General features: G+C 42.8%; 18 protein-coding genes, 2 tRNA genes, 2 rRNA genes and 2 other annotated features. Of the genes, 16 read left to right on the top strand and 6 right to left on the bottom strand.

What is annotated here, in order from left to right; all coding sequences use genetic code 11:
- The first annotated feature begins 22 nt into the window (after window positions 1-22).
- Window positions 23-70 (top strand) — a sequence feature (16S ribosomal RNA rRNA prediction is too short).
- Window positions 71-81: 11 nt separating this feature from the next.
- Window positions 82-1,055 (top strand) — a sequence feature (most likely nonfunctional fraction of RNA operon).
- A 74-nt stretch (window positions 1,056-1,129) separates the two neighbouring features.
- From F899_RS12855 to hisC, 11 genes are all read left to right on the top strand, one after another.
- Window positions 1,130-1,206, top strand: a tRNA-Ile gene (locus F899_RS12855).
- Between the two features lie 68 nt (window positions 1,207-1,274).
- Window positions 1,275-1,350: transfer RNA gene (locus F899_RS12850), tRNA-Ala, on the top strand.
- 422 nt (window positions 1,351-1,772) lie between these two features.
- Window positions 1,773-4,666, top strand: a 23S ribosomal RNA gene (locus tag F899_RS12845).
- A gap of 212 nt (window positions 4,667-4,878) precedes the next feature.
- Window positions 4,879-4,993: ribosomal RNA gene (gene rrf, locus F899_RS12840) — 5S ribosomal RNA — on the top strand.
- A gap of 259 nt (window positions 4,994-5,252) precedes the next feature.
- Entirely contained in the window at window positions 5,253-6,704 is a 1,452-nt protein-coding gene (locus tag F899_RS12835; protein WP_005223167.1) for an RNA polymerase factor sigma-54, read from the top strand.
- A 177-nt stretch (window positions 6,705-6,881) separates the two neighbouring features.
- The gene (gene hpf / locus F899_RS12830) at window positions 6,882-7,214 is read left to right on the top strand and encodes a ribosome hibernation-promoting factor, HPF/YfiA family (RefSeq protein WP_005223166.1); all 333 of its coding nucleotides are present in this window, start codon (window positions 6,882-6,884) and stop codon (window positions 7,212-7,214) included.
- Window positions 7,215-7,348: 134 nt separating this feature from the next.
- Window positions 7,349-7,600, top strand: a complete 252-nt coding sequence (gene ibaG, locus F899_RS12825) for a BolA family iron metabolism protein IbaG (RefSeq protein ID WP_004814457.1) — start codon at window positions 7,349-7,351, stop codon at window positions 7,598-7,600.
- 7 nt (window positions 7,601-7,607) lie between these two features.
- Window positions 7,608-8,864, top strand: coding sequence for a UDP-N-acetylglucosamine 1-carboxyvinyltransferase (gene murA / locus F899_RS12820; protein WP_004814459.1), 1,257 nt, complete (start codon window positions 7,608-7,610; stop codon window positions 8,862-8,864).
- Window positions 8,864-9,565 (top strand): ATP phosphoribosyltransferase, encoded by a 702-nt coding sequence (gene hisG / locus F899_RS12815; RefSeq protein ID WP_004891537.1) that lies wholly within the window; start codon window positions 8,864-8,866, stop codon window positions 9,563-9,565. The genes murA and hisG overlap by 1 nt, the downstream gene beginning before the upstream one ends.
- Before the next feature lie 185 nt (window positions 9,566-9,750).
- Window positions 9,751-11,052, top strand: coding sequence for a histidinol dehydrogenase (gene hisD, locus F899_RS12810; RefSeq protein ID WP_026056791.1), 1,302 nt, complete (start codon window positions 9,751-9,753; stop codon window positions 11,050-11,052).
- Window positions 11,053-11,179: 127 nt separating this feature from the next.
- Entirely contained in the window at window positions 11,180-12,268 is a 1,089-nt protein-coding gene (hisC, locus tag F899_RS12805; protein WP_004891542.1) for a histidinol-phosphate transaminase, read from the top strand.
- A gap of 80 nt (window positions 12,269-12,348) precedes the next feature.
- Here the strand turns inward: hisC and pabB are convergent, their stop codons facing one another.
- Complete coding sequence (gene pabB / locus F899_RS12800; protein ID WP_004891544.1) at window positions 12,349-13,680, bottom strand: aminodeoxychorismate synthase component I; 1,332 nt, start codon at window positions 13,678-13,680, stop codon at window positions 12,349-12,351.
- A gap of 281 nt (window positions 13,681-13,961) precedes the next feature.
- On the opposite strand from pabB, the gene F899_RS12795 reads away from it, so the two are divergent.
- Together F899_RS12795 and F899_RS15730 are read left to right on the top strand one after the other, a co-directional pair.
- On the top strand, window positions 13,962-14,894 hold the full coding sequence (locus tag F899_RS12795) for an IS5 family transposase (RefSeq protein ID WP_034434103.1): 933 nt from the start codon (window positions 13,962-13,964) through the stop codon (window positions 14,892-14,894).
- Window positions 14,895-15,014: 120 nt separating this feature from the next.
- A complete protein-coding gene (locus F899_RS15730; RefSeq protein WP_212749412.1) occupies window positions 15,015-16,877 on the top strand; it encodes a putative pilus system protein FilF in 1,863 nt (620 codons plus the stop codon).
- Window positions 16,878-16,960: 83 nt separating this feature from the next.
- Here F899_RS15730 and F899_RS12785 read toward each other — a convergent pair whose 3' ends face one another.
- On the bottom strand, window positions 16,961-18,595 hold the full coding sequence (locus F899_RS12785; protein ID WP_416201954.1) for a phospholipase D family protein: 1,635 nt from the start codon (window positions 18,593-18,595) through the stop codon (window positions 16,961-16,963).
- A gap of 101 nt (window positions 18,596-18,696) precedes the next feature.
- Between F899_RS12785 and F899_RS12780 the strand changes: the two genes are divergently transcribed.
- Window positions 18,697-19,707, top strand: a complete 1,011-nt coding sequence (locus tag F899_RS12780; RefSeq protein WP_005223149.1) for a metallophosphoesterase — start codon at window positions 18,697-18,699, stop codon at window positions 19,705-19,707.
- Between the two features lie 22 nt (window positions 19,708-19,729).
- On the opposite strand, the gene F899_RS12775 is transcribed toward F899_RS12780, so the two are convergent.
- The 3 genes from F899_RS12775 to trhA form a co-directional block, all read right to left on the bottom strand.
- A complete protein-coding gene (locus F899_RS12775; RefSeq protein WP_005223148.1) occupies window positions 19,730-20,170 on the bottom strand; it encodes a hypothetical protein in 441 nt (146 codons plus the stop codon).
- 143 nt (window positions 20,171-20,313) lie between these two features.
- Window positions 20,314-21,621, bottom strand: a complete 1,308-nt coding sequence (locus F899_RS12770) for an MFS transporter (RefSeq protein WP_004891555.1) — start codon at window positions 21,619-21,621, stop codon at window positions 20,314-20,316.
- Window positions 21,622-21,763: 142 nt separating this feature from the next.
- The gene (trhA, locus tag F899_RS12765; RefSeq protein WP_004814489.1) at window positions 21,764-22,408 is read right to left on the bottom strand and encodes a PAQR family membrane homeostasis protein TrhA; all 645 of its coding nucleotides are present in this window, start codon (window positions 22,406-22,408) and stop codon (window positions 21,764-21,766) included.
- A 101-nt stretch (window positions 22,409-22,509) separates the two neighbouring features.
- On the opposite strand from trhA, the gene F899_RS12760 reads away from it, so the two are divergent.
- On the top strand, window positions 22,510-23,730 hold the full coding sequence (locus tag F899_RS12760; RefSeq protein ID WP_005223146.1) for a class I SAM-dependent methyltransferase: 1,221 nt from the start codon (window positions 22,510-22,512) through the stop codon (window positions 23,728-23,730).
- A complete protein-coding gene (locus tag F899_RS12755) occupies window positions 23,724-24,155 on the top strand; it encodes a GNAT family N-acetyltransferase (RefSeq protein ID WP_004891559.1) in 432 nt (143 codons plus the stop codon). The genes F899_RS12760 and F899_RS12755 overlap by 7 nt, the downstream gene beginning before the upstream one ends.
- A gap of 60 nt (window positions 24,156-24,215) precedes the next feature.
- Here the strand turns inward: F899_RS12755 and F899_RS12750 are convergent, their stop codons facing one another.
- Complete coding sequence (locus F899_RS12750) at window positions 24,216-24,557, bottom strand: hypothetical protein (protein WP_004891561.1); 342 nt, start codon at window positions 24,555-24,557, stop codon at window positions 24,216-24,218.
- Between the last annotated feature and the right edge of the window lie 43 nt (window positions 24,558-24,600).

The following is a 24,600-nucleotide window of genomic DNA, read 5'->3' as shown; positions in this document are numbered from 1 at the left end:
GAGTGGACGTTACTCGCAGAATAAGCACCGGCTAACTCTGTGCCAGCAGCCGCGGTAATACAGAGGGTGCGAGCGTTAATCGGATTTACTGGGCGTAAAGCGTGCGTAGGCGGCTTTTTAAGTCGGATGTGAAATCCCTGAGCTTAACTTAGGAATTGCATTCGATACTGGAAAGCTAGAGTATGGGAGAGGATGGTAGAATTCCAGGTGTAGCGGTGAAATGCGTAGAGATCTGGAGGAATACCGATGGCGAAGGCAGCCATCTGGCCTAATACTGACGCTGAGGTACGAAAGCATGGGGAGCAAACAGGATTAGATACCCTGGTAGTCCATGCCGTAAACGATGTCTACTAGCCGTTGGGGCCTTTGAGGCTTTAGTGGCGCAGCTAACGCGATAAGTAGACCGCCTGGGGAGTACGGTCGCAAGACTAAAACTCAAATGAATTGACGGGGGCCCGCACAAGCGGTGGAGCATGTGGTTTAATTCGATGCAACGCGAAGAACCTTACCTGGCCTTGACATACTAAGAACTTTCCAGAGATGGATTGGTGCCTTCGGGAACTTAGATACAGGTGCTGCATGGCTGTCGTCAGCTCGTGTCGTGAGATGTTGGGTTAAGTCCCGCAACGAGCGCAACCCTTTTCCTTATTTGCCAGCGGGTCATGCCGGGAACTTTAAGGATACTGCCAGTGACAAACTGGAGGAAGGCGGGGACGACGTCAAGTCATCATGGCCCTTACGGCCAGGGCTACACACGTGCTACAATGGTCGGTACAAAGGGTTGCTACCTCGCGAGAGGATGCTAATCTCAAAAAGCCGATCGTAGTCCGGATCGCAGTCTGCAACTCGACTGCGTGAAGTCGGAATCGCTAGTAATCGCGGATCAGAATGCCGCGGTGAATACGTTCCCGGGCCTTGTACACACCGCCCGTCACACCATGGGAGTTTGTTGCACCAGAAGTAGGTAGTCTAACCGCAAGGAGGACGCTTACCACGGTGTGGCAGATGACTGGGGTGAAGTCGTAACAAGGTAGCCGTAGGGGAACCTGCGGCTGGATCACCTCCTTAACGAAAGATTGACGATTGGTAAGAATCCACAACAAGTTGTTCTTCATGACGATGTATCTGAGGGTCTGTAGCTCAGTTGGTTAGAGCACACGCTTGATAAGCGTGGGGTCACAAGTTCAAGTCTTGTCAGACCCACCACTACTGACGAAGCAAGCAATTGCAGAGTAAAGCAGAAAATCAGAACATTGAATCCTATATGATAAGCTGGGGACTTAGCTTAGTTGGTAGAGCGCCTGCTTTGCACGCAGGAGGTCAGGAGTTCGACTCTCCTAGTCTCCACCAAATTTCAAGATAAGAAAAGCATGCTTTTCCTTGAAATTTAAGCAAGAAGCTACGCTTCGCGCAGTATGTAATCATACAGTGATGAAGTTGTTTAGTTCCTAAGCGATCAAGTGTTTAGATCCTAGAGATTAGCAAGTACAAGCGTTATGATACGCGCACTTGATAATCTCTGTGATTTATCACAGTTTCCTGACCTGACGAAGGCTGGAAAAATCATTAACAGAATATATTTGAGTTGAAATAATTTGTTCAAACTCGTTTCAAGTAGGCAACTACAAGAAATGAGTTCTAGCGATTAAACTGAATCAAGCGTTTTGGTATATGAATCTAATTGAAGCTGTACGGTGCTTAAGTGCACGAGACACTAAACTGTTATGTTGGTTGTTCTACTTGTAGGAACAAACGACTGTTTGGGGTTGTATAGTCAAGTAATTAAGTGCATGTGGTGGATGCCTTGGCAGTCAGAGGCGAAGAAAGACGTGATAGCCTGCGAAAAGCTCCGGGGAGGCGGCAAATATCCTGTGATCCGGAGATGTCTGAATGGGGAAACCCACCTGGTATAAGCCAGGTATCGTATGATGAATACATAGTCATGCGAGGCGAACGGAGGGAAGTGAAACATCTCAGTACCTCTAGGAAAAGAAATCAATTGAGATTCCCTCAGTAGCGGCGAGCGAACGGGGAACAGCCCATTAAGTCATATCAGTTTTAGTGGAATGCTCTGGGAAGTGCAACCATAGTGGGTGATAGTCCTGTACACGAAAGGGCTGATATGATGATGTCGAGTAGGGCGAGGCACGTGAAACCTTGTCTGAATATGGGGGGACCATCCTCCAAGGCTAAATACTCCTGACTGACCGATAGTGAACCAGTACCGTGAGGGAAAGGCGAAAAGAACCCCTGTGAGGGGAGTGAAATAGATCCTGAAACCGCATGCATACAAGCAGTGGGAGCCACTTTGTGTGGTGACTGCGTACCTTTTGTATAATGGGTCAGCGACTTATATTCAGTAGCGAGGTTAACCGTATAGGGGAGCCGTAGGGAAACCGAGTCTTAATAGGGCGTTTAGTTGCTGGGTATAGACCCGAAACCGGGTGATCTATCCATGAGCAGGTTGAAGGTTAGGTAACACTGACTGGAGGACCGAACCCACTGTCGTTGAAAAGCCAGGGGATGACTTGTGGATAGGGGTGAAAGGCTAATCAAACTCGGTGATAGCTGGTTCTCCCCGAAAGCTATTTAGGTAGCGCCTCGGACGAATACCATTGGGGGTAGAGCACTGTTTCGGCTAGGGGGTCATCCCGACTTACCAAACCGATGCAAACTCCGAATACCAATGAGTACTATCCGGGAGACAGACTGCGGGTGCTAACGTCCGTAGTCAAGAGGAAAACAATCCAGACCGCCAGCTAAGGCCCCTAAATTATAGTTAAGTGGGAAACGATGTGGGAAGGCATAGACAGCTAGGAGGTTGGCTTAGAAGCAGCCACCCTTTAAAGAAAGCGTAATAGCTCACTAGTCGAGTCGGCCTGCGCGGAAGATGTAACGGGGCTAAAACTATATGCCGAAGCTGCGGATTTGCAATTTATTGCAAGTGGTAGGGGAGCGTTCTGTAAGCCGATGAAGGTGGATTGAGAAGTCTGCTGGAGGTATCAGAAGTGCGAATGCTGACGTGAGTAACGACAAAGCGGGTGAAAAACCCGCTCGCTGAAAGACCAAGGGTTCCAGTCCAACGTTAATCGGGGCTGGGTGAGTCGACCCCTAAGGCGAGGCCGAGAGGCGTAGTCGATGGGAAATTGGTTAATATTCCAATACTTCTGTTTAATGCGATGAGAGGACGGAGAAGGTTAAGTCAGCCTGGCGTTGGTTGTCCAGGTGGAAGGTTGTAGGCATGTATCTTAGGCAAATCCGGGGTACTCTATGCTGAGAACTGATAGCAAGCTGTACTTGTACAGTGAAGTGGCTGATACCATACTTCCAGGAAAAGTCTCTAAGCTTCAGTTAAACAGGAATCGTACCCGAAACCGACACAGGTGGTCAGGTCGAGTAGACCAAAGCGCTTGAGAGAACTCTGCTGAAGGAACTAGGCAAAATGGTACCGTAACTTCGGGAGAAGGTACGCTGCCGGCGGTGATAGGACTTGCTCCTTGAGCTGTTGGCAGCCTCAGAAACCAGGCCCCTGCAACTGTTTATTAAAAACATAGCACTCTGCAAACACGAAAGTGGACGTATAGGGTGTGATGCCTGCCCGGTGCTGGAAGGTTAATTGATGTGGTTAGCGCAAGCGAAGCTATTGATCGAAGCCCCAGTAAACGGCGGCCGTAACTATAACGGTCCTAAGGTAGCGAAATTCCTTGTCGGGTAAGTTCCGACCTGCACGAATGGCATAATGATGGGGGCGCTGTCTCCAGCAGAGGCTCAGTGAAATCGAAATCGCCGTGAAGATGCGGTGTACCCGCGGCTAGACGGAAAGACCCCGTGAACCTTTACTGCAGCTTGACATTGAACTTTGATCTTACTTGTGTAGGATAGGTGGGAGGCTTTGAAGTGGCGACGCTAGTTGCCATGGAGCCGTCCTTGAAATACCACCCTGGTAATATTGAGGTTCTAACTCTGTCCCGTTATCCGGGACGAGGACCATGTCTGGTGGGTAGTTTGACTGGGGCGGTCTCCTCCTAAAGAGTAACGGAGGAGTACGAAGGTGCGCTCAGCGTGGTCGGAAATCACGCGTAGAGTATAAAGGCAAAAGCGCGCTTAACTGCGAGACCCACAAGTCGAGCAGGTACGAAAGTAGGTCTTAGTGATCCGGTGGTTCTGTATGGAAGGGCCATCGCTCAACGGATAAAAGGTACTCTGGGGATAACAGGCTGATACCGCCCAAGAGTTCATATCGACGGCGGTGTTTGGCACCTCGATGTCGGCTCATCTCATCCTGGGGCTGAAGCAGGTCCCAAGGGTATGGCTGTTCGCCATTTAAAGAGGTACGCGAGCTGGGTTTAGAACGTCGTGAGACAGTTCGGTCCCTATCTACCGTGGGCGCTGGAAATTTGAGAGGATCTGCTCCTAGTACGAGAGGACCAGAGTGGACGAACCTCTGGTGTACCGGTTGTGACGCCAGTCGCATCGCCGGGTAGCTATGTTCGGAAGGGATAACCGCTGAAAGCATCTAAGCGGGAAGCCTACCTCAAGATAAGATTTCCCTGTGACTTTATGTCACCTAAAGAGCCGTTGAAGACTACGACGTTGATAGGTTGGATGTGGAAGTGTAGCGATATGTGAAGCTGACCAATACTAATTGCTCGTGAGGCTTGACTATACAACACCCAAACAGTTGTTGTACGAACTGCGCAAGCAGTGAGCAGAGATTGATTCATTAAAGACCAAACGGTCTTGAAATACTTGATTCAGCTAACGCTAGAACATACAATTCGACTCAGATATTATCTGTTAAACTCATTTGACCAAGCAACGGCAAGCAAAGCAGCAATGCAAAGCGAATAAGACCAAACGCAAAGTCATACCAGTTGTGCTGGCGACCATAGCAAGAGTGAACCACCTGATCCCTTCCCGAACTCAGAAGTGAAACCTCTTAGCGCTGATGGTAGTGTGGGGTTTCCCATGTGAGAGTAAGTCATCGCCAGCTCATTATTCTAAACACCCCCTGTCATTTGACAGGGGGTGTTTTTTTATGTAATTTTTTAATTTATTTCCAATTTTTAAAAGCAAATAAGATCATTTGATAAAAATAAGATACTAATTAATATTAATATTTAAAATAAATAGCTTAAATAGTGCATAAAAAATACAAGGAATTGTATGTAATTTAACAAATCTATGTTATAAAAAAATAAAGCGGCATAAAAATTGCTTAGAAAGCGCGGTTTGAATAATGAGGGGTAACAATGAAATTATCAGTGGGCTTAAAAGTTGCGAACTCGCTGTCATTAACTCCACAATTACAGCAAGCAATTCGATTATTGCAACTGTCGAGTCTGGAACTTGAACAGGAAATTCAGTTACAGCTAGATAGTAATCCTTTGCTGGAAAAAGTTGAAGAACAATCAAATTTAGAAAGTTTATCTACTTCTGAAGTTGAGCATGACCAAAAAGACTTAACCAATGAATTGAATGCAGATCATTTGCCTGATGATTTGCCTGTGGATACTGATTGGGATGATGTATATACCCATCAGCCCACTAGTTTAGGTGCAGCTGAATACGAAGAACGTGAGGATAATCGGCAGGGACATTTAAGCCTGCAGCAACATCTGATTGAACAGGTAAATCTTCTGCATTTTTCTAAAATTGATAAGTTGATTGCGCATTGTATTATTGACTCCTTAGATGATAAAGGCTTTCTTGAAGTCGAAATTTCGGAAATTACCACCTCAGTTCAACACTTGTTACAAAGCATGGGCTATGAGGAGGAAATTGAAGATGATGAAGTCCTTGTAGTACTCAAACATATTCAACGATTAGAGCCTATTGGTGTCGGTTCGCGCAATTTGGCTGAATGCCTGATGGTTCAGCTGGATAATTTGTCCGCTTCCACACCTTGTCGTAATGATGCGATCAAGCTGCTACAACACTATGAACTGCTCATTACCAATGAATTACCTCGGCTGATTAAGCAAACTGGTTTGAATCCAGAGCAGTTACGCTGTGCAGTAGATTTACTTAAAACATTAAAACCCCATCCTGGTCTGGAATTTGAAGATCGCGAATCTGATTATCAGGTGCCCGATGTTGTCGTGTTGAAAAAGAATGACTGCTGGCAGGTAATGTTGAATCCTGACGTGATGCCAAAACTACGTGTGAATTCGTTTTATGCCAATATGATCCGTCGTGCTGATCAAAGTGATGACAATCAATATTTAAGAAACCAGATGCTGGAAGCAAAAAATTTCATTAAAAGTATCGATGAACGTCATAAGACTTTGTTAAAAGTAGCCACTTGTATTGTCGAACACCAAAAAGCTTTTTTAGAAATTGGTGCTGAAGGGATGAAACCTCTAGTATTACGTGATATTGCTGAAGAAGTTGAACTTCATGAATCTACTGTTTCTCGGGTAACAACCAATAAATACATGCTGACACCGCGTGGCCTTTTTGAATTGAAATATTTCTTTTCCAGTCATGTCGGTACGACTTCGGGTGGGGAAGCATCTTCAACTGCGATTCGTGCCAAGATTAAGAAATTGATTTCTGAGGAAAATATACGTAAGCCGTTGTCGGATAATGCAATTGCCAATATGTTAAAAGAGGAAGGTATTGATGTAGCAAGACGTACAGTCGCTAAATATCGTGAATCGTTACATATTCCTTCATCTTCTGAACGAAAGGTCTTGATCTAAGTTTTAAAATCTGACTATTCTAGAGATTCATCATGACACTATGATGAATCTCTTTTTCTTTTGAGGAACCGTAAAATGATTTGATCCAATTTCTGAACTGTAACCTTGCATTGGTTATTGTCATCGAATCATTTGACTGTGACTCGTCTAATCCTAACGAAGTTGAGGGATAGAACTATGCAAATAACAATTCGTGGACATCATTTATCTATTACGCCAGCAATTGAAGATACTATAAAAACAAAGTTCCAGCAGATGACTAAACATCTGGATCAAGTGAACAGTATGCAGGTTAAACTTTCAAAAGATCATCAGATTGATAAGCGCTCTAAAAAAGGAAGCAGTAATCATATTGCGGAAGCAATTATCAGATTACCGGGAATCGAATTTTTTGCGCATGCCAATGCCGATGATATGTATACCTCGATCAAGCTTTTGACAGAAAAATTAAAAAAACAAATTGATCGATATCGAAAAATGAACCTGGATTATCAGCCATTGGCTTTATAATCGGGCAGAATGGAAAAAGAGGTTTTTAAAAGCCTCTTTTTTTATATATATAATGTATGTGACTAATGAATTATTTTTTTTATTTATAGTAAAATGATCCGTTTTACACCCTTAGTCCTATAAGAGGTCTTGTGATGAATAATGAACAGCTCGCTGAAATCTTAAAAGCCGCGTTCCCAGAGGCTGACATTGCTGTGAGTGGTCAGGGCGGCAAATATGATCTCCGTATTGTGGATGATCAATTCGATGGTAAGCGACCAGTTGCTCGACAACAAGCTGTTTATGCTCCTCTCAATTCTTATATCGCCAGTGGTGAAGTCCATGCCGTAACAATTCGCGCAATGACCAAAGAAGAATGGCGCAAAGCAAGCTTATTTGGAGCTTAATAGATTAATGGATAAATTTTTAATTCAGGGCGGCAATAAGCTCGAAGGTGAAGTGCGTATTTCCGGTGCGAAAAACGCAGCACTTCCACTACTGGCTGCAATGATTCTTGCAGATACTCCCATTACCTTGACCAATGTGCCTAATCTGAAAGATGTAAACACATTGGTTAAACTTATTGCCGGTCTCGGGATCACCATGAAATATGAAGGTGATACTGTGGTTGCGGATACTTCAACCCTGGATAACCAGTTTGCACCATATGAGTTAGTAAAAACTATGCGTGCATCCATTTTGGTGCTTGGTCCATTGCTGGCGCGCTACGGTAGTGCACAGGTGTCTTTACCTGGCGGTTGTGCGATTGGTTCTCGTCCTGTTGATCAGCATTTAAAAGCTTTGGAAGCGCTTGGTGCTGAAATTCAGGTGGAAGCTGGTTATGTCCATGCCAAAGTTGATGGTCGTCTGAAAGGTGGCGAAGTTGTCTTTGACATGGTGACTGTGGGTGGTACCGAAAATATTCTGATGGCGGCTGTGCTGGCAGATGGCGTAACGACAATCCGTAATGCAGCACGTGAACCTGAAATTACCGATCTTGCGCAAATGCTGATTAAAATGGGTGCCAAGATTGAAGGTTTAGACACAGATACGCTGATTGTCACTGGTGTTGAAAGCCTGCATGGCTGTGAATATGCTGTGGTTGCTGACCGTATTGAAACTGGTTCATATTTAGCTGCTGCTGCAATTACTGGTGGTAAAGTAAAAACAACGAATACAGATCCAAACCTGCTTGAATCAGTATTGGAAAAATTTGAAGAAATGGGTGCAGAAGTTACACGTGGTGACGACTGGATCGAACTGGATATGATGGGTAAACGCCCGAAAGCTGTCAGCTTCCGTACTTTGCCGCATCCAGAATTTCCAACAGATATGCAGGCGCAGCTAATGGCAGTGAATGCAATTGGCCGCGGTTTTGCGACAATTTCCGAAACGATTTTTGAAAACCGTTTCATGCATGTTCCTGAATTGGCTCGTATGGGGGCGAATATTCAGGTGGAAGGTAATGATGCTGTGGTGACAGGTGTGGAAAAACTTTCTGCAGCACCAGTGATGGCGACAGATTTACGTGCTTCATTCTCTTTGGTACTGGCAGCGCTTGCCGCTGAAGGGGAAACAGTGATTGACCGTATCTATCATATTGACCGCGGTTATGAAGATGTCGAAGCGAAGTTACAAGGTTTAGGCGCCCAAATTAAGCGAGTAAGTTAATGAGCGATATGAGAAACGATGATCCAAACTTTGACGTAATGGGCAATTTTGATCATGGTTTAACTTTAGCATTAAGTAAGGGCCGTATTTTAAAAGAAACTCTACCGTTACTTGAAACGGCAGGTATTAACCTGCTGGAAGACCCGGATAAGTCTCGAAAGCTAATTTTCCCGACAACCCATAAACACGTTCGTATTCTGATTTTACGTGCTTCTGATGTGCCAACCTATGTTGAAAATGGCGCAGCAGACATCGGTGTGGCAGGTAAAGATGTGTTGATGGAGCATGGCGCGCAAAATGTCTATGAGCCATTAGATCTAAAAATTGCCAACTGTAAACTGATGACAGCAGGCAAGGTTGGTATGGAACGTCCGAAAGGCCGTCTTAAAATTGCGACTAAGTATGTGAATTTAACCCGTCAATATTATGCAAGCCTAGGTGAGCAGGTTGATGTGATCAAGCTTTATGGTTCTATGGAACTTGCACCACTTGTAGGTCTAGGCGATTATATTGTTGATGTGGTCGATACAGGCAATACCCTTCGTGCCAATGGTCTTGAGCCATTGGAAGAAATTTGTAAAGTGTCGTCACGTCTGATTGTCAATAAAGCCAGCTTTAAGCGTAAACAAGCCTTGCTCAATCCAATTTTGGCACAGCTTGAACAAGCAGTTGAAGCACGTGAACAAGCGAAAAAAGCTTAATTTTTATTGTTCTAAAAGACCGTCTGCAAGGACGGTTTTTTTTATATTCAGAATTTGATAGAGAGTTTAGAGAAATCATCAATTTTGCCGAATGCTATTTCCAATAAAACTCATGCTCAAGAAAGTAGATAGATAACCACAAAGCCTGTTAAAACAGGTAAACTAATCTTTTCCATATCAACCTTGTGGGTAAATTGATGCGACGTTTATCGACTCAAGATCAAAACTTCAAGCAGGTATTTGCTGACTTGTTAGCTTTTGAAACAGTGAGTGATCCTGAACTTTTAAAAACCGTAGATCAAATCATTGCTGATGTGCGTCAGCATGGTGATGCTCATGTTCTTAAACTTACTCAGCAGTTCGATCGACATCCAGCGCATCAATTTTCAGATCTGGAACTGACTCAAGAACAATTGAAAGCTGCCTTTGATGGTTTAACAGTTGAAGTGCGTGAAGCTTTAGAACTCGCTGCCAACCGTGTACGTGAATTCCACCAAGCACAAAAGCAAGATGGCTGGACCTATGTCGATGCTTTAGGTAATACCTTAGGTCAAAAAGTCACACCACTTGATCGTGTGGGTATTTATGTACCGGGCGGTTTGGCATCGTATCCATCTTCAGTATTGATGAATGCAGTACCTGCCCATGTTGCAGGTGTACCTGAAATTATTATGGTGGTACCTGCGCCAAATGGTGACTTAAATCCATTGGTACTTGCAGCAGCATATTTGGCAGGCGTGACCCGTGTATTTACCATTGGTGGTGCGCAAGCGGTTGCAGCATTAGCCTATGGTACAGAAAGCATTCCATCTGTAGATAAAATCACAGGCCCGGGTAACCGTTTCGTTGCTGCGGCAAAACGTGCGGTATTTGGTCAAGTCGGTATCGATATGATTGCCGGACCTTCTGAAATTCTAGTGTATGCAGAAGGTGAAAATAATGCTGAGTGGCTGGCAATGGATTTATTGTCACAAGCTGAGCATGACACGGTTGCGCAAGCAGTATTCATTACACCTGATGAAGCGTTGTTGAATGCAGTTGGCGAATGGATTGAAAAACACTTAGAAGCTTTACCAAAAGCTGAGATCGCACGTACGTCTATCGAGAACCGTGGTGCACTGGTATTAGTGAAAGATCGTGCTGAAGGTGCTGAACTCATTAACCAAGTGGCACCAGAACACTTGATGCTGTGCTTAGATGAAGCACAGGAAATGGCGGAAGATATTCGTCATGCTGGTGCGATCTTCATGGGGCGTTATACACCTGAAGCGATTGGTGATTACTGTGCAGGGCCAAATCATGTCTTACCAACCTCAGGGACAGCACGTTTTTCATCACCACTGGGCGTATATGATTTCCAAAAACGTTCAAGTCTGATTATGTGCTCTGAACAAGGCGTGAAAACTTTAGCGAAAACTGCTGATATCTTGGCGCAAGAAGAAAATCTTGATGCACATGCACGTTCTGCACGTTATCGTTATCAATAAGATATTAAACAGAAATTTATTAAGAAATAAATTTTCCTCTCCCTTTGGGAGAGGTTAGGAGAGGGGGAATTGATACACCTCTCCCTAACCCTCTCCTAGCAGGAGAGGGAATTTTGAGAATTTAAAAATGAATATCACCACAGAACAAATGCGTTTTTGGAGTCCTGAAGTACGTGAGCTTGAGCCGTACACACCAGGTGAACAGCCTAAAATCCAAAATCTTTTAAAATTAAATACCAATGAAAACCCATATCCACCGTCACCAAAAGTGGTGGAAGCAGTGCAGAATGTCTTGGCAAATGGTGCGGATGTTTTACGTTTGTATCCTGACCCTGATGCCTCTGAACTGAAGCACGCGATTGCGAAACAGCAAAGTGTGCCAGTTGAGCAAGTCTTTGTCGGCAATGGTTCGGATGAAGTTTTAGCGCATATTTTCAAAGCATTCTTCGTTCAAGAATTGCCATTGCTCTATCCAGATATTACCTATAGTTTCTATCCTGTATACAGCCAATTCTTTGGTGTCGAAACCAAAGTATTGCCGCTCAATGATGATTTTGAAATTGTAGTCGATGACTATAAACAGCCAAATGGTGGCATCATTATTACCAATCCAAATGCACCAACCAGTATTGCACTGGGTTTATCTGCAATTGAAGAAGTGCTTCAAGCTAATCCAAATTCGGTTGTGGTGATTGACGAAGCCTATGTCGACTTTGGTGCAGAATCAGCGGTGGCGTTGGTTGAGAAATACGACAATTTGGTGGTCTGCCAAACCATGTCTAAGTCCCGCTCATTAGCAGGTCTACGGGTTGGTTTTGCGATTGCGCAGCCACATTTAATTGCAGCATTGGAAGCGGTTAAAAACAGCTTTAACTCTTATCCAATGGATCGTTTTGCCATTGCAGCAGCAGTAGCTTCCTTTGAAGACCAAGCTTACTTTGAAGCGCAAAATGCCAAAGTGATAGCGAGCCGTGAGAAATTGACAACACAGTTAAAAGAACTTAGATTTAAAGTTTTACCATCGGCTGCCAATTTCATTTTTGCATCATTCCCAAGCAAAGATGCAGGTGAGTTAGCATCTGAATTACGTGAACATGGTATTATCGTGCGCTATTTTAATAAGCCACGTATCAATCAGTTCTTACGTATTACTATTGGTACAGATGAGCAGAATCAACGTTTGATTGATACATTGAAAAATGAGATTTTGATTTAAGTGAATCTATCCCTTGCGGAGCAATGCTCATCAAGGGGTGAGATTCATAAAAAAACGACTCAATTGAGTCGTTTTTTTATTTATTCAGGTGTGTACCAAGTATTGAGTAGATTCAACATAGCTTCGACTTTATCAAAACATTCTTGGTATTCGGCATCGCAGTCTGATGAAATGGTAATCCCGCCACCAGCCCATAGTGACATCTCATTTTGGTATTTCTGTATTGAGCGGATCAGAATATTCCAGGAACCAGTTCCATCAAAATTAAAATACCCCATTGAGCCACAATATGCACCTCGTGGCGCATCTTCAAGTTCTTCAATAATCTGCATGGCACGGATTTTAGGTGCACCAGTAATAGATCCGCCAGGAAGGGCGGACATTAAAACATTAAATGGATTTACATCTTTTTTTAATGTAGCTTGTACCTCACTAACCATATGATGAACTTGATTAAAGCTTTCAATATTGAACAGCTTTGGTGTTTTAACTGAGCCAGTTTCCGCATAAACACTTAAATCATTACGTAATAAATCCACGATCATCACATTTTCAACTTGATCTTTCTCAGAATTTTTTAAGGTCTGTTTGGACTGCTCATCCAATATTGGATCTATATAACGCGGCATCGTGCCTTTGATCGGTTTGGTAATAATCCGTCGCTCAGATTGAAACTCAATAAACAGTTCTGGTGAACAACTTAACAGCTCAAACTCACCTACGCGTAAATAACCAGCATAAGGTGCATTGGTTAGCTGCCAAAATTGTTCTGCTGTAGCTAACACAGAGCCTTTAGCTTGTGCTGAAAATTCTTGAGTCAGGTTGATCTGATAACAATCACCAGCTTTGATATATTCCTGAACCTGACTGAAAGCCTCCTGATAAGCCGATTTATTCCAACGCGCTGTACATGGAGAAACTAAATTAAATTCAGACTTATCCTGGAATTGATCAAGTAAAGCCTGAATCTGCTGAAAAATATGTTTCGCTTGAGGATCACTACTTTTAAAAATCCATCCTTGAGGGTTGAGTTCTAAATAAGTAGAGAATTGCCCAATAAAAAGTGCTGGCTGCTGGCGCTGTCTATAATGAACTTGCTGCTGAGCTGCGTAGTCATAAGAAATGAATCCTACAAAGCCGCCATTAAATCTTGTAGAGTCCGAGGTTGATTTAGACGTGAAATTAATAGTTAAATCTGGCGCAACGACTTCATACTGATTAAAAGAAACAGCCTGATAAGTTTGTATAATATCATCCTGTATAACTGTATAACGTTCAGCACAGCAGGCAATAAATGGCGTACCGTTGTCATATAAATATACAGCATGATCCAGGGAGCGCAATGCTTCCAAAATGGCATGCGGGGAACTATTTGAAGCAGACAGGAGATGTTGAAAAGTTAGGCTATGCATTCAGTTTAAAGCATTCAAGAGACTGAGATGATTCTATCTCAATTATCAAGAAAAATGAGGTAGAACTTGTATATACCGTTTATCGGTGAATAACGAAATGCGACCAACAACAGTTGAACAAAAAATGACACGCAGCTAATTTAGGGGGGCGAGCAAATCACTCAAGGATTAATTGTTCGTGCTGTCGTAAAATAAAAATACATCATGGACAAAGAGTGATTCACAACGGCTTTGTTGCACAAACCTATCTGTAAAGGCTTTTTTAGCGATATAATTTTCAAATGAAGAAGCCTACACAGAAAATCTACCGCACAACCAATTGGCCCGCATATAACCGAGCACTCATGAGTCGCGGAAATATTGCCATTTGGTTTGATCCTGCTACGCAATGGTATGCTCCATCAAAAGGCAAACAAGGGCGAAATCAAACCTACTCCGACGCAGCCATCCAATGCTGCTTAATGATTAAATCCTTATTTCGTCTGTCTTTACGTATGGTTACTGGCTTTGTACAAAGTCTGATTAAACTTTGCGGATTAAATTGGATAGCTCCAGATTACACCACGCTTTGTAGAAGACAAAAGCATATTGATATTGTAATCAGCTACCAAAAAAGTAGCGATGGGCTGCATCTACTCATGGACTCTACAGGCATGAAGTTTCTAGGTGAGGGCGAATGGAAACGCAAGAAACATGGATCTGAATATCGTCGCCAATGGCGTAAACTTCATATTGGTATAGATGCCAAAACCCTACAAATACGAGCAGTTCAGCTTACAACCAATAATGTCAGTGATTCACAGGTGCTTGGTGATTTACTTGATCAGATTCCACAAGATGAGCGGATTGACTCTGTTTATACCGATGGAGCTTATGACACCAAGCAATGCCGTCAGGTCATTGCAGATCGGCAAGCGCATGCGGTGATTCCACCTAGAAAAAATGCGAAACAATGGAAAGATACAAAGAGTAGCTCGCTAGAGCGAAATGAATTACTTCGAACAATTAAACGTTTAGGCAGGACACTATGGAAAAAATGGTCAGGCTATCATCGGCGAAGTTTGGTTGAAACTAAGATGCACTGCATTAAATTATTAGGAGATAAACTCAGCGCAAGGAGTTTTGGTAGCCAAGTGAATGAGATCCATGCACGTGTAGCAGTCCTTAACAGATTTACGGAATTAGGTCGCCCACTTACCCAAGTTACGCCTTAAATTTGGCTCAATTAGGGGCGCTTTGCATTTCAAATCTTTGTGCAACAAAGCCGTAGTACAGTCAATGGGGCCTGTATTGGCACAAATTCGGGTTGTATTGAATTTGCTTTAGATTATCCATTGCAAACTTTAGATTTCCATTGTGGTGATGATACAAAGCAAACATTTGTCACCACATATGATGTAGATAAGGGTGTGGCAACAGGTGCCTGTAAAGTAGGCCAGTCAATTACTTTCTATATTCTAGGTAAAGATGAAAGACGTGTAGATCTGGGTTCATTCTCAATGAATAGGATTGGTAATGTTACATCTAAATCTCATTATCCACGTATGAATTTATTGGATATCGCTGAGGGCATCCGTAACACCAACTCAGCAGGTGATCTGTCTCAATATGATATTGCTATTCGCTTAGTCCAGTTAATTCAAGCCATGGGTTTAAATACTGATCAATTACGATCAGCAACGGAAATCTATCCTGTTGCGATAAATGAAGATATTCGAGCTGGACTTGATCAATTAGATGAAGATATTACTGTTGAAAAAATCAAGACTTTATCTGATCAGGATTTTGATGCCTTACTGAAAAAATGGTTGGGACCAACAACGATTACTAAAGAACAGGCCGAACAGGTACTTCAAGCATTATTAAATATTTCAAATGCTGCTGTTTATCAGCCAGAATTTTCCCTGTTTTCTACTGAATCCTTAGGTAGTTATGTTACCGGTTCAGAAGGGTTAGTAGGATGCAGTAATCTTAACCGAGAATGCTCGCTAACAGATACTGACCTGACACATATCTTGGGTCATTTTATATTGATGACTGACCGTCAGGGGATGACTTTCGGCAGTGGCTTACAGTGGAAAGGCAAAATAGAAAGCACAACCCAGAATCCTGGTGATTTCACCACGATAGGTGGACTGAATGCTCATTTAATTCGTAGTATTAAACCTGTACAAATGACTGCTGATGCCCAAAATTCATGGATTGACCCGGAAACAAAACAAATTGCCAATACACCAGGTTATCTATTCAGAGTAGGTGACTCTACTACCGAGAAACTCAAGATTGAACAAGGTCGCTTATATAATGATTATATGATTGCTGGTAAAGAGCGTTTTTATAAGGTTTTGACCGGTAAGAGTGTGAGTTATAACTTAAATGAGAGTGAAAAACGTGAGCTAGGTCTGTGGCAGCAAACCGGGGGAACACTGAATTTTGCTGGTACGATGGATCTTTATAAAATCTATCCAATCACACATTTGGACCGAAGGGTTTTCACGACTCAAAATAATGTAAGAAATCAAGAAAATTATTTTTTCCCGCTTTATGGAAATTTAAAATTTACCTTAACAAATGATTCAAACAGAATAATTAATTTGGGCATTGTGATTGATGAGAATGGTGATATTCGTACGAATATTAAACCTGCTACAGCAAAAGTTGATGAATGTAGTGCTGAATACAATCCATCTACAATGCAAACAACCTATTTGGTCGAGGATTCTGAGGATACGGATGCGGTAGAAACAGTACAACAATATCGTATTGGAACCGTTTCACGTGCCTTTGTACCTGCAGCTGTGAGAAAGAAAACAGACAATACACTTTCTATTCGTATGGTTTTCGCTAATGAGGAATTAGGCGATTTGAACGGTGCTCTCATTGGTATGAATTCCACCATCAAGACCTCAACTGATGGTTCTTCCGAATCCATAGTGGTAGGGGGAGCATTAGTGAATTTGACTGATTTATTTAATGTGAGAGTAACAGGTGACGGTACGAATACTCCTAAACCGACGATCAGTTTGACAGACTCTGAAGGGAATACGGTAAAATGGGCAAATAGCTTTGCTAGCTTTAGCCAAGTTTATGGTAAACAGAATCCTTCTGATGAAAGTGTTAAGAGATTATCCAAACTTGCAGGAGGTACAGTTAGCCTGACCGCTGCTGAATGCTATAAAGTAAAAGCGAAATCCTAATATAAAAAATTCAATAAAAAACCAGTCGCATCGACTGGTTTTTTATTATTTGGTTCAGCTATTTTTCCAGACGGGCCATGTTGTTACATGAACCCTTCAAGCGGAAGCCAAGACACAAACTTTAATAGGGCTTTTTGATGCCATTTCATTTTCGGTTCTTTGGTCAAAGTTTTAATTTCACCATTCGGTTGCTGGATCTTCCAGTTGATATTCTGATTGGCATCTAATACCAGCTTATAAGCATATTTACTTAAGTTCTGATCCATGGTTTTATGCACAGCTTGTGCTAAGGAAGGGCTATTGAGTAATACACCAATCTCTGTATTTAGATAGGCTGAACGCGGGTCAAAGTTAAAAGAACCAATAAATACCTGTTTCTCATCTAAGGCCATCAGTTTTGCGTGTAAACTGGAACGACTCAGACCTTTCAAGCTCACTTTAGCCTTGTCAGCAATTTCCTTGGTATTGGCATTCAGGTTTGCTGCATCTGGCGCCGCTAGAAATTCGTACAACTGTACATCATGTTCCAGTAAATCTTTACGGTACTTAGAATAAAAAGCATGCACAACAGGAACGTCATTGGCTTTATAAGAATTGGTGAGTACTCGAATCTTTATATCTTTTTGAGCCAGACTTTTGAGCCGTTCTGCACCTTCTTTTTCTGGTACAAAATAAGCAGAGACAATATCTACACTTTGTTCAGGTTTTTCCAGATGCTGTAACAACTGGAAATTCAGGTGTTCTTCTTTTTTTGCCTTGGACTTGATCTTGGTAGGCGGGTCTTTGACTACTTCTGCTTCAACCCAATCCAGCTGGATATTATGATCAAGCCATTTATCAAAAGCCTTAGACCTGTTAGCTAAGTCGAGGTAGTTTTGTACTCGTGGGTCATCCTGATGTGCTTTTAGCTGCTGTTTAAGGCTTTCAAAGCGTAGGCTATGGTGACGTGGATTAACAATATTCCGCACTGGATAGGCATAGTCATCATTCCAGTATTCATCAAAGGAATGGATAATCTCATCTGAGGCAGCACCAACCAGCAACACATCTACATCGGAAAATTGATAGGCATCACTTACATTGTAATACTGATTGCTCATATTACGTCCGCCAATCAAGGCAATCTGATTATCTGCAATAAAGCTCTTGTTGTGCATACGACGATTGATACGTTTCAAATCCAGTACCATATCCATGGCACGATGCTGACGAAAACGATAGGGATTATATAAGCGGACATCGATATTTTGATGCTGATCCAGTGCCAGATAAATGCCTTCCATCTTCTTGGCATTGTTGTCATCAATCAGAAGGCGGACCTTTACTCCACGGTCAGCAGCCTGAATAATGCCATTTAAGGCCAGTGCACCAATCCGGTCATTGTCCCAAATGTAATATTGCAGGTCTAAAGTCTGCTCGGCCTTATGAATCAGTTGCATACGGGCTGCAAGTGCTTCAAGTGGATCATAGAGAACATGATATCCAGTCAAACCTAGATATTGATCACGTAAAGGTTGAACAATTTTAGCCAGGGAAGTCTGTGAAGTATCAGTTTCAAAGGCAGTATGTGAAGGTTGTTCTACCTGCGGAGGAAGCGTGCTGCAGGCAGAGATCCCCAGAACAAGACTCAAACCCAGTAAAACAGCAGATTTATATGGAGTATTACGTTGGGAAGTGACCATGGGCTGGTCAGCCTTGGAGCGGGGAGCATTCGTCATATGAATCTAAGCGTGATAAATTAGGTTTGAGTATAATTGCCAGCTGTGAAAAGATAAATACAGAGCAGAGAATGTACTAAAGAACTGGACAAGGCAAAATTATGGGGAATATCGATTCCGTGATCTTATATTTCTATATCGGAATGGCGATTTTGGCGCTGTGGTGTATATCGCAGGCGTGGATCAGTCAGTCACATACCCAGACGATTCATCCCTTTAAAGCCTTTACCCATCTGCTCGCTTATTATTTATCTTATCTACTGATTCCTTTATTTTTCTTTAGTATTTATGGCGGTTTTAATGGGTATTATTCCATTCATGAGGCAGTATTTATCTGTCTGCTCAGTGGTGTACTGTGTTATGCACGTTTTATTGAACCGCATTTAATCCAGATCAAGACTACCCGGTATCAGATTAATACTGATAAAAAAATGCGGCAACCTGTTCGTATTGCTTTAATTGCGGATTTGCATATTGGTTTATTTTCTGGTCATGAACGTCAGCTAAAACAAATTGTACATAAATTAAATCAGCAGCAGCCTGATTTGGTGGTCGTCGCAGGCGACTGGACCTATGAACCGGAAGATACTCTGACCCAAGAACTCGCCATTTTGCAGGAAATTCAGGCACCGGTATATTCTGTGAATGGTAACCATGACGAACAGTATCCGGGACCGCCTATTCAGGAGTTATTACATACTGCTCTAGTAAGCAATAATGTTATAGATATTGAAGGGCAAATTGTTGAGTTTGATGAATTTCGCCTGGTGGGTATTGGTGATCTCTGGGCAGGTAAAGCAGATATGCGGTTCTTGCCGGAGTTGCCGCAAGATAAGCCTTGGGTGATCCTGTCACATAACCCGGATACGGTAGACATGGTGCCGAAATTGCCAAGCCGGCCATTGATGCTCTCTGGGCATACGCATGGTGGGCAAGTGGAATTGCCGTGGTTGACGGATTATGTGATGAAACGGGTGTCAATTCTCGGACATAAGCGCGGTTTATACCGACATGCACATGCCGATGTATTTGTCACTGTCGGAACAGGTCTGGTGGGTGTACCTTTCCGTTTTCGTGTACCACCCACCATCGATATCATTGAGTTGATATAAATGATTTGGCGGATTTCAGTATCTAGCCAACCATCCAGATAATTAGCAGAATCAGAAGAATAATACCTGCAATGATCCAGATCAGATGCGGTTCATTTTTTGCAGTGACCGGTTCAGCGACTTTTTTCTGTAACTCTTGGGTCGACTCTGGAATGGGTGGGCGGGTAGCATGATCTTGTGTAGCGCTTGCAGGGATGGAGACTGCAATAAAGTCGGTTAGTGCTTCAGTCTTCAGCTGTGGATTAATGGTGACATCATCACTAAATCTTGCGCCTTGTGTCTGTAGCTGTAAGGCAGCATCATGCTCCATCACGATCGCGGCAATCACTTCAAGCGCCTGCTGTTGGTCTAATGGCGTATGTTGAACAATATATTGGATGGCTTCGGTTTTCTTGTCTTCTTCCAGTAAGACCACAATATGAACCAGCTGGTCTTCGGTCAAATGTTCGATTGGATCCTGCATATCTTATCCTTCTCGTTATGAATCCGTTTCTGTATTGTTCCGTAAATAGAGGAGGAGAAATAGCAGTTTTTTGTTGCACACCAAATTTCGGAAATAAAAAAGCCAGTGCATTCACACTGGCTTTTTAGAAGGTAATCCTAGAATTAGATCTGATTGTTCACATCATCATTCTTGGTTTCACGAATCAGCAGAAATGCCAGCAGTGACAAAATAGAGGCTGCTGTCAGATAATAACCTACGGCAGATAAGCCATATTGTGTTGCCAGCTTGGTTGCGATTAAAGGCGCAAAAGATGCACCGAAGATGCCTGCCAAGTTGAAGGTCAAAGCGGAACCTGTATAACGTACTGAAGTCGGGAAGATTTCAGACAATACGGTACCAATTGGGCCATAAGTTAAGCCCATGATCGCAAGTCCGATACACAGGAACAGGAATACGATAACTGTACTGCCTGATTCAAGCATGTCGGCAAAGAAGATACCGAAGATCGCAGAAACGATACATACACCGATGGAAGTCGCTTTACGACCGAACTTTTCTGCGAATACAGCAGATAATGGAATGAATGCAGCAAAGCATAGCGTTGCAACTAATTGCAACTGAAGGAATTCTTCACGTGAATAGCCTAACTGCTTAGTACCCCATTGCAGCGCAAATACAGTTGTTAAGTAAAATACAACAAAGGTACAGATAGCTGCAATTGTACCCAGTACTAACATTTTAGAATGTTTTTTAAATACTTGAACAAAAGGTACGTTTACTTCTTTTTGCTTGTCCAAAACGTTCTGGAATGCAGGTGTTTCATGTAGTTTTAAACGAATCCAAAGACCTACAATAACAAGAAGCGCACTTGAAATGAATGGAATACGCCAGCCCCAAGCCATGAAGTCAGCTTCAGACATCAATGCACCGAGCGTCAAGAATGAGCCAGTTGCTAGAATAAAGCCAATTGGTGCACCCAATTGCGGGAACATACCATACCAGGCACGTTTACCTTCAGGTGCATTTTCAGTTGCAAGTAAGACCGCACCTGACCATTCACCACCCAGACCAAGGCCCTGACCTAAACGGCATAATGCCAAAAGCAAAGGCGCTACAATACCAATTTGAGCATAAGTTGGCAGCAGGCCAATCGCTACAGTAGACAGTCCCATGGTCAGCAAGGCAGCGACCAGGGTGGCTTTACGACCAATTCTGTCGCCGAGGTGACCAAACAATGCCGCACCGATCGGACGTGCGATAAAGGCAATTGCGAAAGTCGCAAGTGACTGGATCGTTGCGGTCATTGGGTCTGTACTTGCCGGGAAGAACAAATAAGGGAAAATAATGACAGCGGCAGTAGCATAAATATAGAAATCGAAGAACTCGATTGTAGTGCCTACTAAACTCGCTGTTAAAACGCGGAATTTTGAGTTTTGTGCTGGCTGAGCAGCAGAATTTGACGACGCCATGAATGACCTTACACTTACTAAAAATAAAAGAACTTAGTTTTAAAAGCGTAATCTTTTTAAAAAAGGCGTAATTTCTTAAAAAAACAACTGCAATCTTCTCAATTCAACTCGCTCAGGGTCACTGAAATGGAGAATGAGAGGATTAAATCACGTAAAGATAGATAGACAGAAAATGTGATCCTGCGCCTATCAATACAAAAATGTGCCAGATAGCGTGCGTATATCTTACTCTTTTTAATGCATAAAACAATGCACCCACCGTATAAGCAAGTCCCCCAATGATGAGAAAGGTTAAAGATTGTACTGATAAATATTTCTGCATATCATCAATAACTAACAGTGCAAGCCAGCCCATTGCCAGATAAGCAAACAGGGAAAGTTTCTGAAAACGATGAATGAAAATGAACTTGAATAGTGTTCCAAGGACAGCAATGATCCATAAAGCAATCAACAAATACTGGGCTTTGGCCGTTGGAATGGCAATTGCCAGAAAGGGGGTATAAGTACCGGCAATCAGATAATAGATCGCAGTATGGTCAATTTTTTTATAGAAATAACGTCGGTCTGCAGTTGTGGCCATGTGATACAGCATGGATGCAGAAAAAAGTACAATCATGCTCAGTGCATAAACCCATAAGCCAATCCATTGACCCGTACTAAGATAAGAGCCTTTAATCACCAGTAAAATACCGGCAATTACTGACAAGGCAGCACCTACACCGTGACTGATGTAGTTGATGCGCTCTTCGACAGCATCATAATCCTGGAGTAGTGGTGCATTTGACATAGTTATCATTCTTCTTAAATATACAAATGTATAGTAATTCAATTTTGCTTTTAGGGTAAGAACATTTACACTTTAACGGCAATTCATTTCAGGTTTCTTTTATGTCCATTTTGGCTTCTCTCTCGGTTCAAGAACAGCAATTTCTGGATACTTTCCAGCAAGCTATTGAAACAGATCAATTTGATCGTCTGATTTTAAGTCAGTATAAGGGCGAACTGGAACAACTGGAGAAAATGACCTTACGCGTCATTTGGCTGAATGAGCAAAAAGTACTGAGTTGTCTGTACAGATATAAAACCCAGGACGTCACTAAAAATTATCCTTTAATTGAGGCTTTGTCTCAGGTCACTGAATTATTGGCCTGTTGCAAGCAGGTCAATCTGATCACTACAGCCGAAGAATTGCAGCTGAAAAAAAACAAGAAAAAAATCATGCTGACCCGCAGCAAAACTCAACCTGTCGTTAAATCCAAAACTGCTGAACAGGGCCATGACCGGGTCAAGCAGCGTTATGTGGATCAGGACAGTGTGTTTCTGCAGCATCTCGGCATTACTGATCAGCAAGGTCAGGTCATTCCGAGCATGGCGCGCAAGTGGAAACAGATTAACAAGTTTGTGGAAATTTTCTCGAATGCGCTTTCGCAGATTAAAGCCTCTCAGGAAGGTCTGCAGGTAGTAGATTTTGGTTCAGGTAAGGGCTATCTGACTTGTGCCTTGTATGACTATATGCAAAAGCATGGACAGACACCGTGGGTGACGGGTGTAGAACTGAATCCGAAAATGGTCGAGTTTTGTCAGAAGGTGGCAGACCAATCCCAGTTTAACCAGCTCGATTTCTTCCAGGGTGATGTGCGCACCTATGAGCCTGAGCATCTGGATGTGATGATTGCCTTACATGCTTGTGATGTGGCCACGGATTTTGCCATTCATACCGGCATTCGTCTGAATGCGCAGATCATCATGTGTGCCCCATGTTGTCACAAGGAACTACGCCCACAGTTACAGGCGCCAAAAGTTTTGAGTCCAATGCTGCAATTCGGGATTCATGCGGGCCAGCAGGCAGAAATGCTGACAGATACTATTCGTGCCTTGTTGCTGAAAGCCTATGGTTATGAAACTAAAGTATTCGAATTTGTTGCGCTTGAGCATACCAGTAAAAACAAAATGATTCTGGCGGTGAAGCGCAAGGACGATCAGGAACCGGATCAGGACGTGCTGAATCAGATTCAGGCTTTGAAAGAGATGTATGGGATTCAGAAACACTCCCTTGAATTATTGCTCAAGGATGAATGGGATCAACAGGGGATTGGTTGTAAATGCTAAATCATGCTGAGCTAAAAATTGTTGCAGGCACTTGGGCCGAGCTGGCTGCCGCAGCCAGACTGATTCGCGAAGCTGTGTTTATTCAGGAACAGCATATTGCATCGGAAGATGAATGGGATGCAGAAGATAAGCTGTGCACCCATTTTGTGGCTTATCTGCATGATCAACCGGTTGCCACAGCCCGACTATTAACAAGTAATAGTATCGGTCGTGTTGCAGTACTGAAATCAGCGCGTGGTTTCAAGATCGGTCAGCAGTTAATGCAGGCAGTGATTGACTATGCATGCGCTGAAGGACGGCAGTTTATCAAACTTTCCTCTCAAGTCCACGCTATCGGCTTTTATCAGGTTTTGGGTTTTCAGCTACAGGGTGATGAATATCTAGACTGTGGAATTCCACATATCGATATGTATTTACAACTTTAAAGATTCATTTTCAGATATAAAAAAGCGAGGCATGAACCTCGCTTTTTTTATCGTAAGATCTTAATGATCATGTGCACCATGTTCGGTATCCATATGGGCATGTTCATCTGCTGACATATGCTGTTCTTCAGCAGCTGTTGATTGCGGTTCAGTACCTTGTTGAGCTGCTGCACGTGCTTCACGATCTGCCTGAGCTTTGGCAATGGCTTCTTCTGACATGGTTGGGGCATTTTTAAATGCGTGTTGCTGGGTATCCTGTTTCTTCTGCTGGCTTGGCATGTAGTCCGGTTCATTGCTGACAGCTAACCAGAAGATAAACATGAATATACCACCAATTATGCAGAAGATAATCAGTGCTCTCCAACCCCAAGGCGAATTTTCAGGAGTATTTTGATCAGACATGGTATGAACCCAAAGAGGATATAGAATCTATGTTACTTTATAA

The organism is Acinetobacter sp. CIP 101934 (assembly GCF_000369585.1).
Lineage (GTDB): Bacteria > Pseudomonadota > Gammaproteobacteria > Pseudomonadales > Moraxellaceae > Acinetobacter > Acinetobacter schindleri.
The sequence above is the reverse complement of the archived record's forward strand: the minus strand, read 5'-3'. Positions and strand labels throughout refer to the sequence as shown.

Bases quoted from the DNA above. Each gene is read 5' to 3' on its own strand.
- pabB (WP_004891544.1), bottom strand. From the start codon at position 13,680: ATGCATAGCCTAACTTTTCAACATCTCCTGTCTGCTTCAAATAGTTCC.
- F899_RS12795 (WP_034434103.1), top strand. From the start codon at position 13,962: ATGAAGAAGCCTACACAGAAAATCTACCGCACAACCAATTGGCCCGCA.
- F899_RS12755 (WP_004891559.1), top strand. From the start codon at position 23,724: ATGCTAAATCATGCTGAGCTAAAAATTGTTGCAGGCACTTGGGCCGAG.
- F899_RS12835 (WP_005223167.1), top strand. From the start codon at position 5,253: ATGAAATTATCAGTGGGCTTAAAAGTTGCGAACTCGCTGTCATTAACT.
- hisC (WP_004891542.1), top strand. From the start codon at position 11,180: ATGAATATCACCACAGAACAAATGCGTTTTTGGAGTCCTGAAGTACGT.
- F899_RS12780 (WP_005223149.1), top strand. From the start codon at position 18,697: ATGGGGAATATCGATTCCGTGATCTTATATTTCTATATCGGAATGGCG.
- F899_RS12785 (WP_416201954.1), bottom strand. From the start codon at position 18,595: ATGACGAATGCTCCCCGCTCCAAGGCTGACCAGCCCATGGTCACTTCC.
- hpf (WP_005223166.1), top strand. From the start codon at position 6,882: ATGCAAATAACAATTCGTGGACATCATTTATCTATTACGCCAGCAATT.
- F899_RS12750 (WP_004891561.1), bottom strand. From the start codon at position 24,557: ATGTCTGATCAAAATACTCCTGAAAATTCGCCTTGGGGTTGGAGAGCA.
- F899_RS12775 (WP_005223148.1), bottom strand. From the start codon at position 20,170: ATGCAGGATCCAATCGAACATTTGACCGAAGACCAGCTGGTTCATATT.
- ibaG (WP_004814457.1), top strand. From the start codon at position 7,349: ATGAATAATGAACAGCTCGCTGAAATCTTAAAAGCCGCGTTCCCAGAG.
- F899_RS12760 (WP_005223146.1), top strand. From the start codon at position 22,510: ATGTCCATTTTGGCTTCTCTCTCGGTTCAAGAACAGCAATTTCTGGAT.
- trhA (WP_004814489.1), bottom strand. From the start codon at position 22,408: ATGTCAAATGCACCACTACTCCAGGATTATGATGCTGTCGAAGAGCGC.
- hisG (WP_004891537.1), top strand. From the start codon at position 8,864: ATGAGCGATATGAGAAACGATGATCCAAACTTTGACGTAATGGGCAAT.
- F899_RS12770 (WP_004891555.1), bottom strand. From the start codon at position 21,621: ATGGCGTCGTCAAATTCTGCTGCTCAGCCAGCACAAAACTCAAAATTC.
- murA (WP_004814459.1), top strand. From the start codon at position 7,608: ATGGATAAATTTTTAATTCAGGGCGGCAATAAGCTCGAAGGTGAAGTG.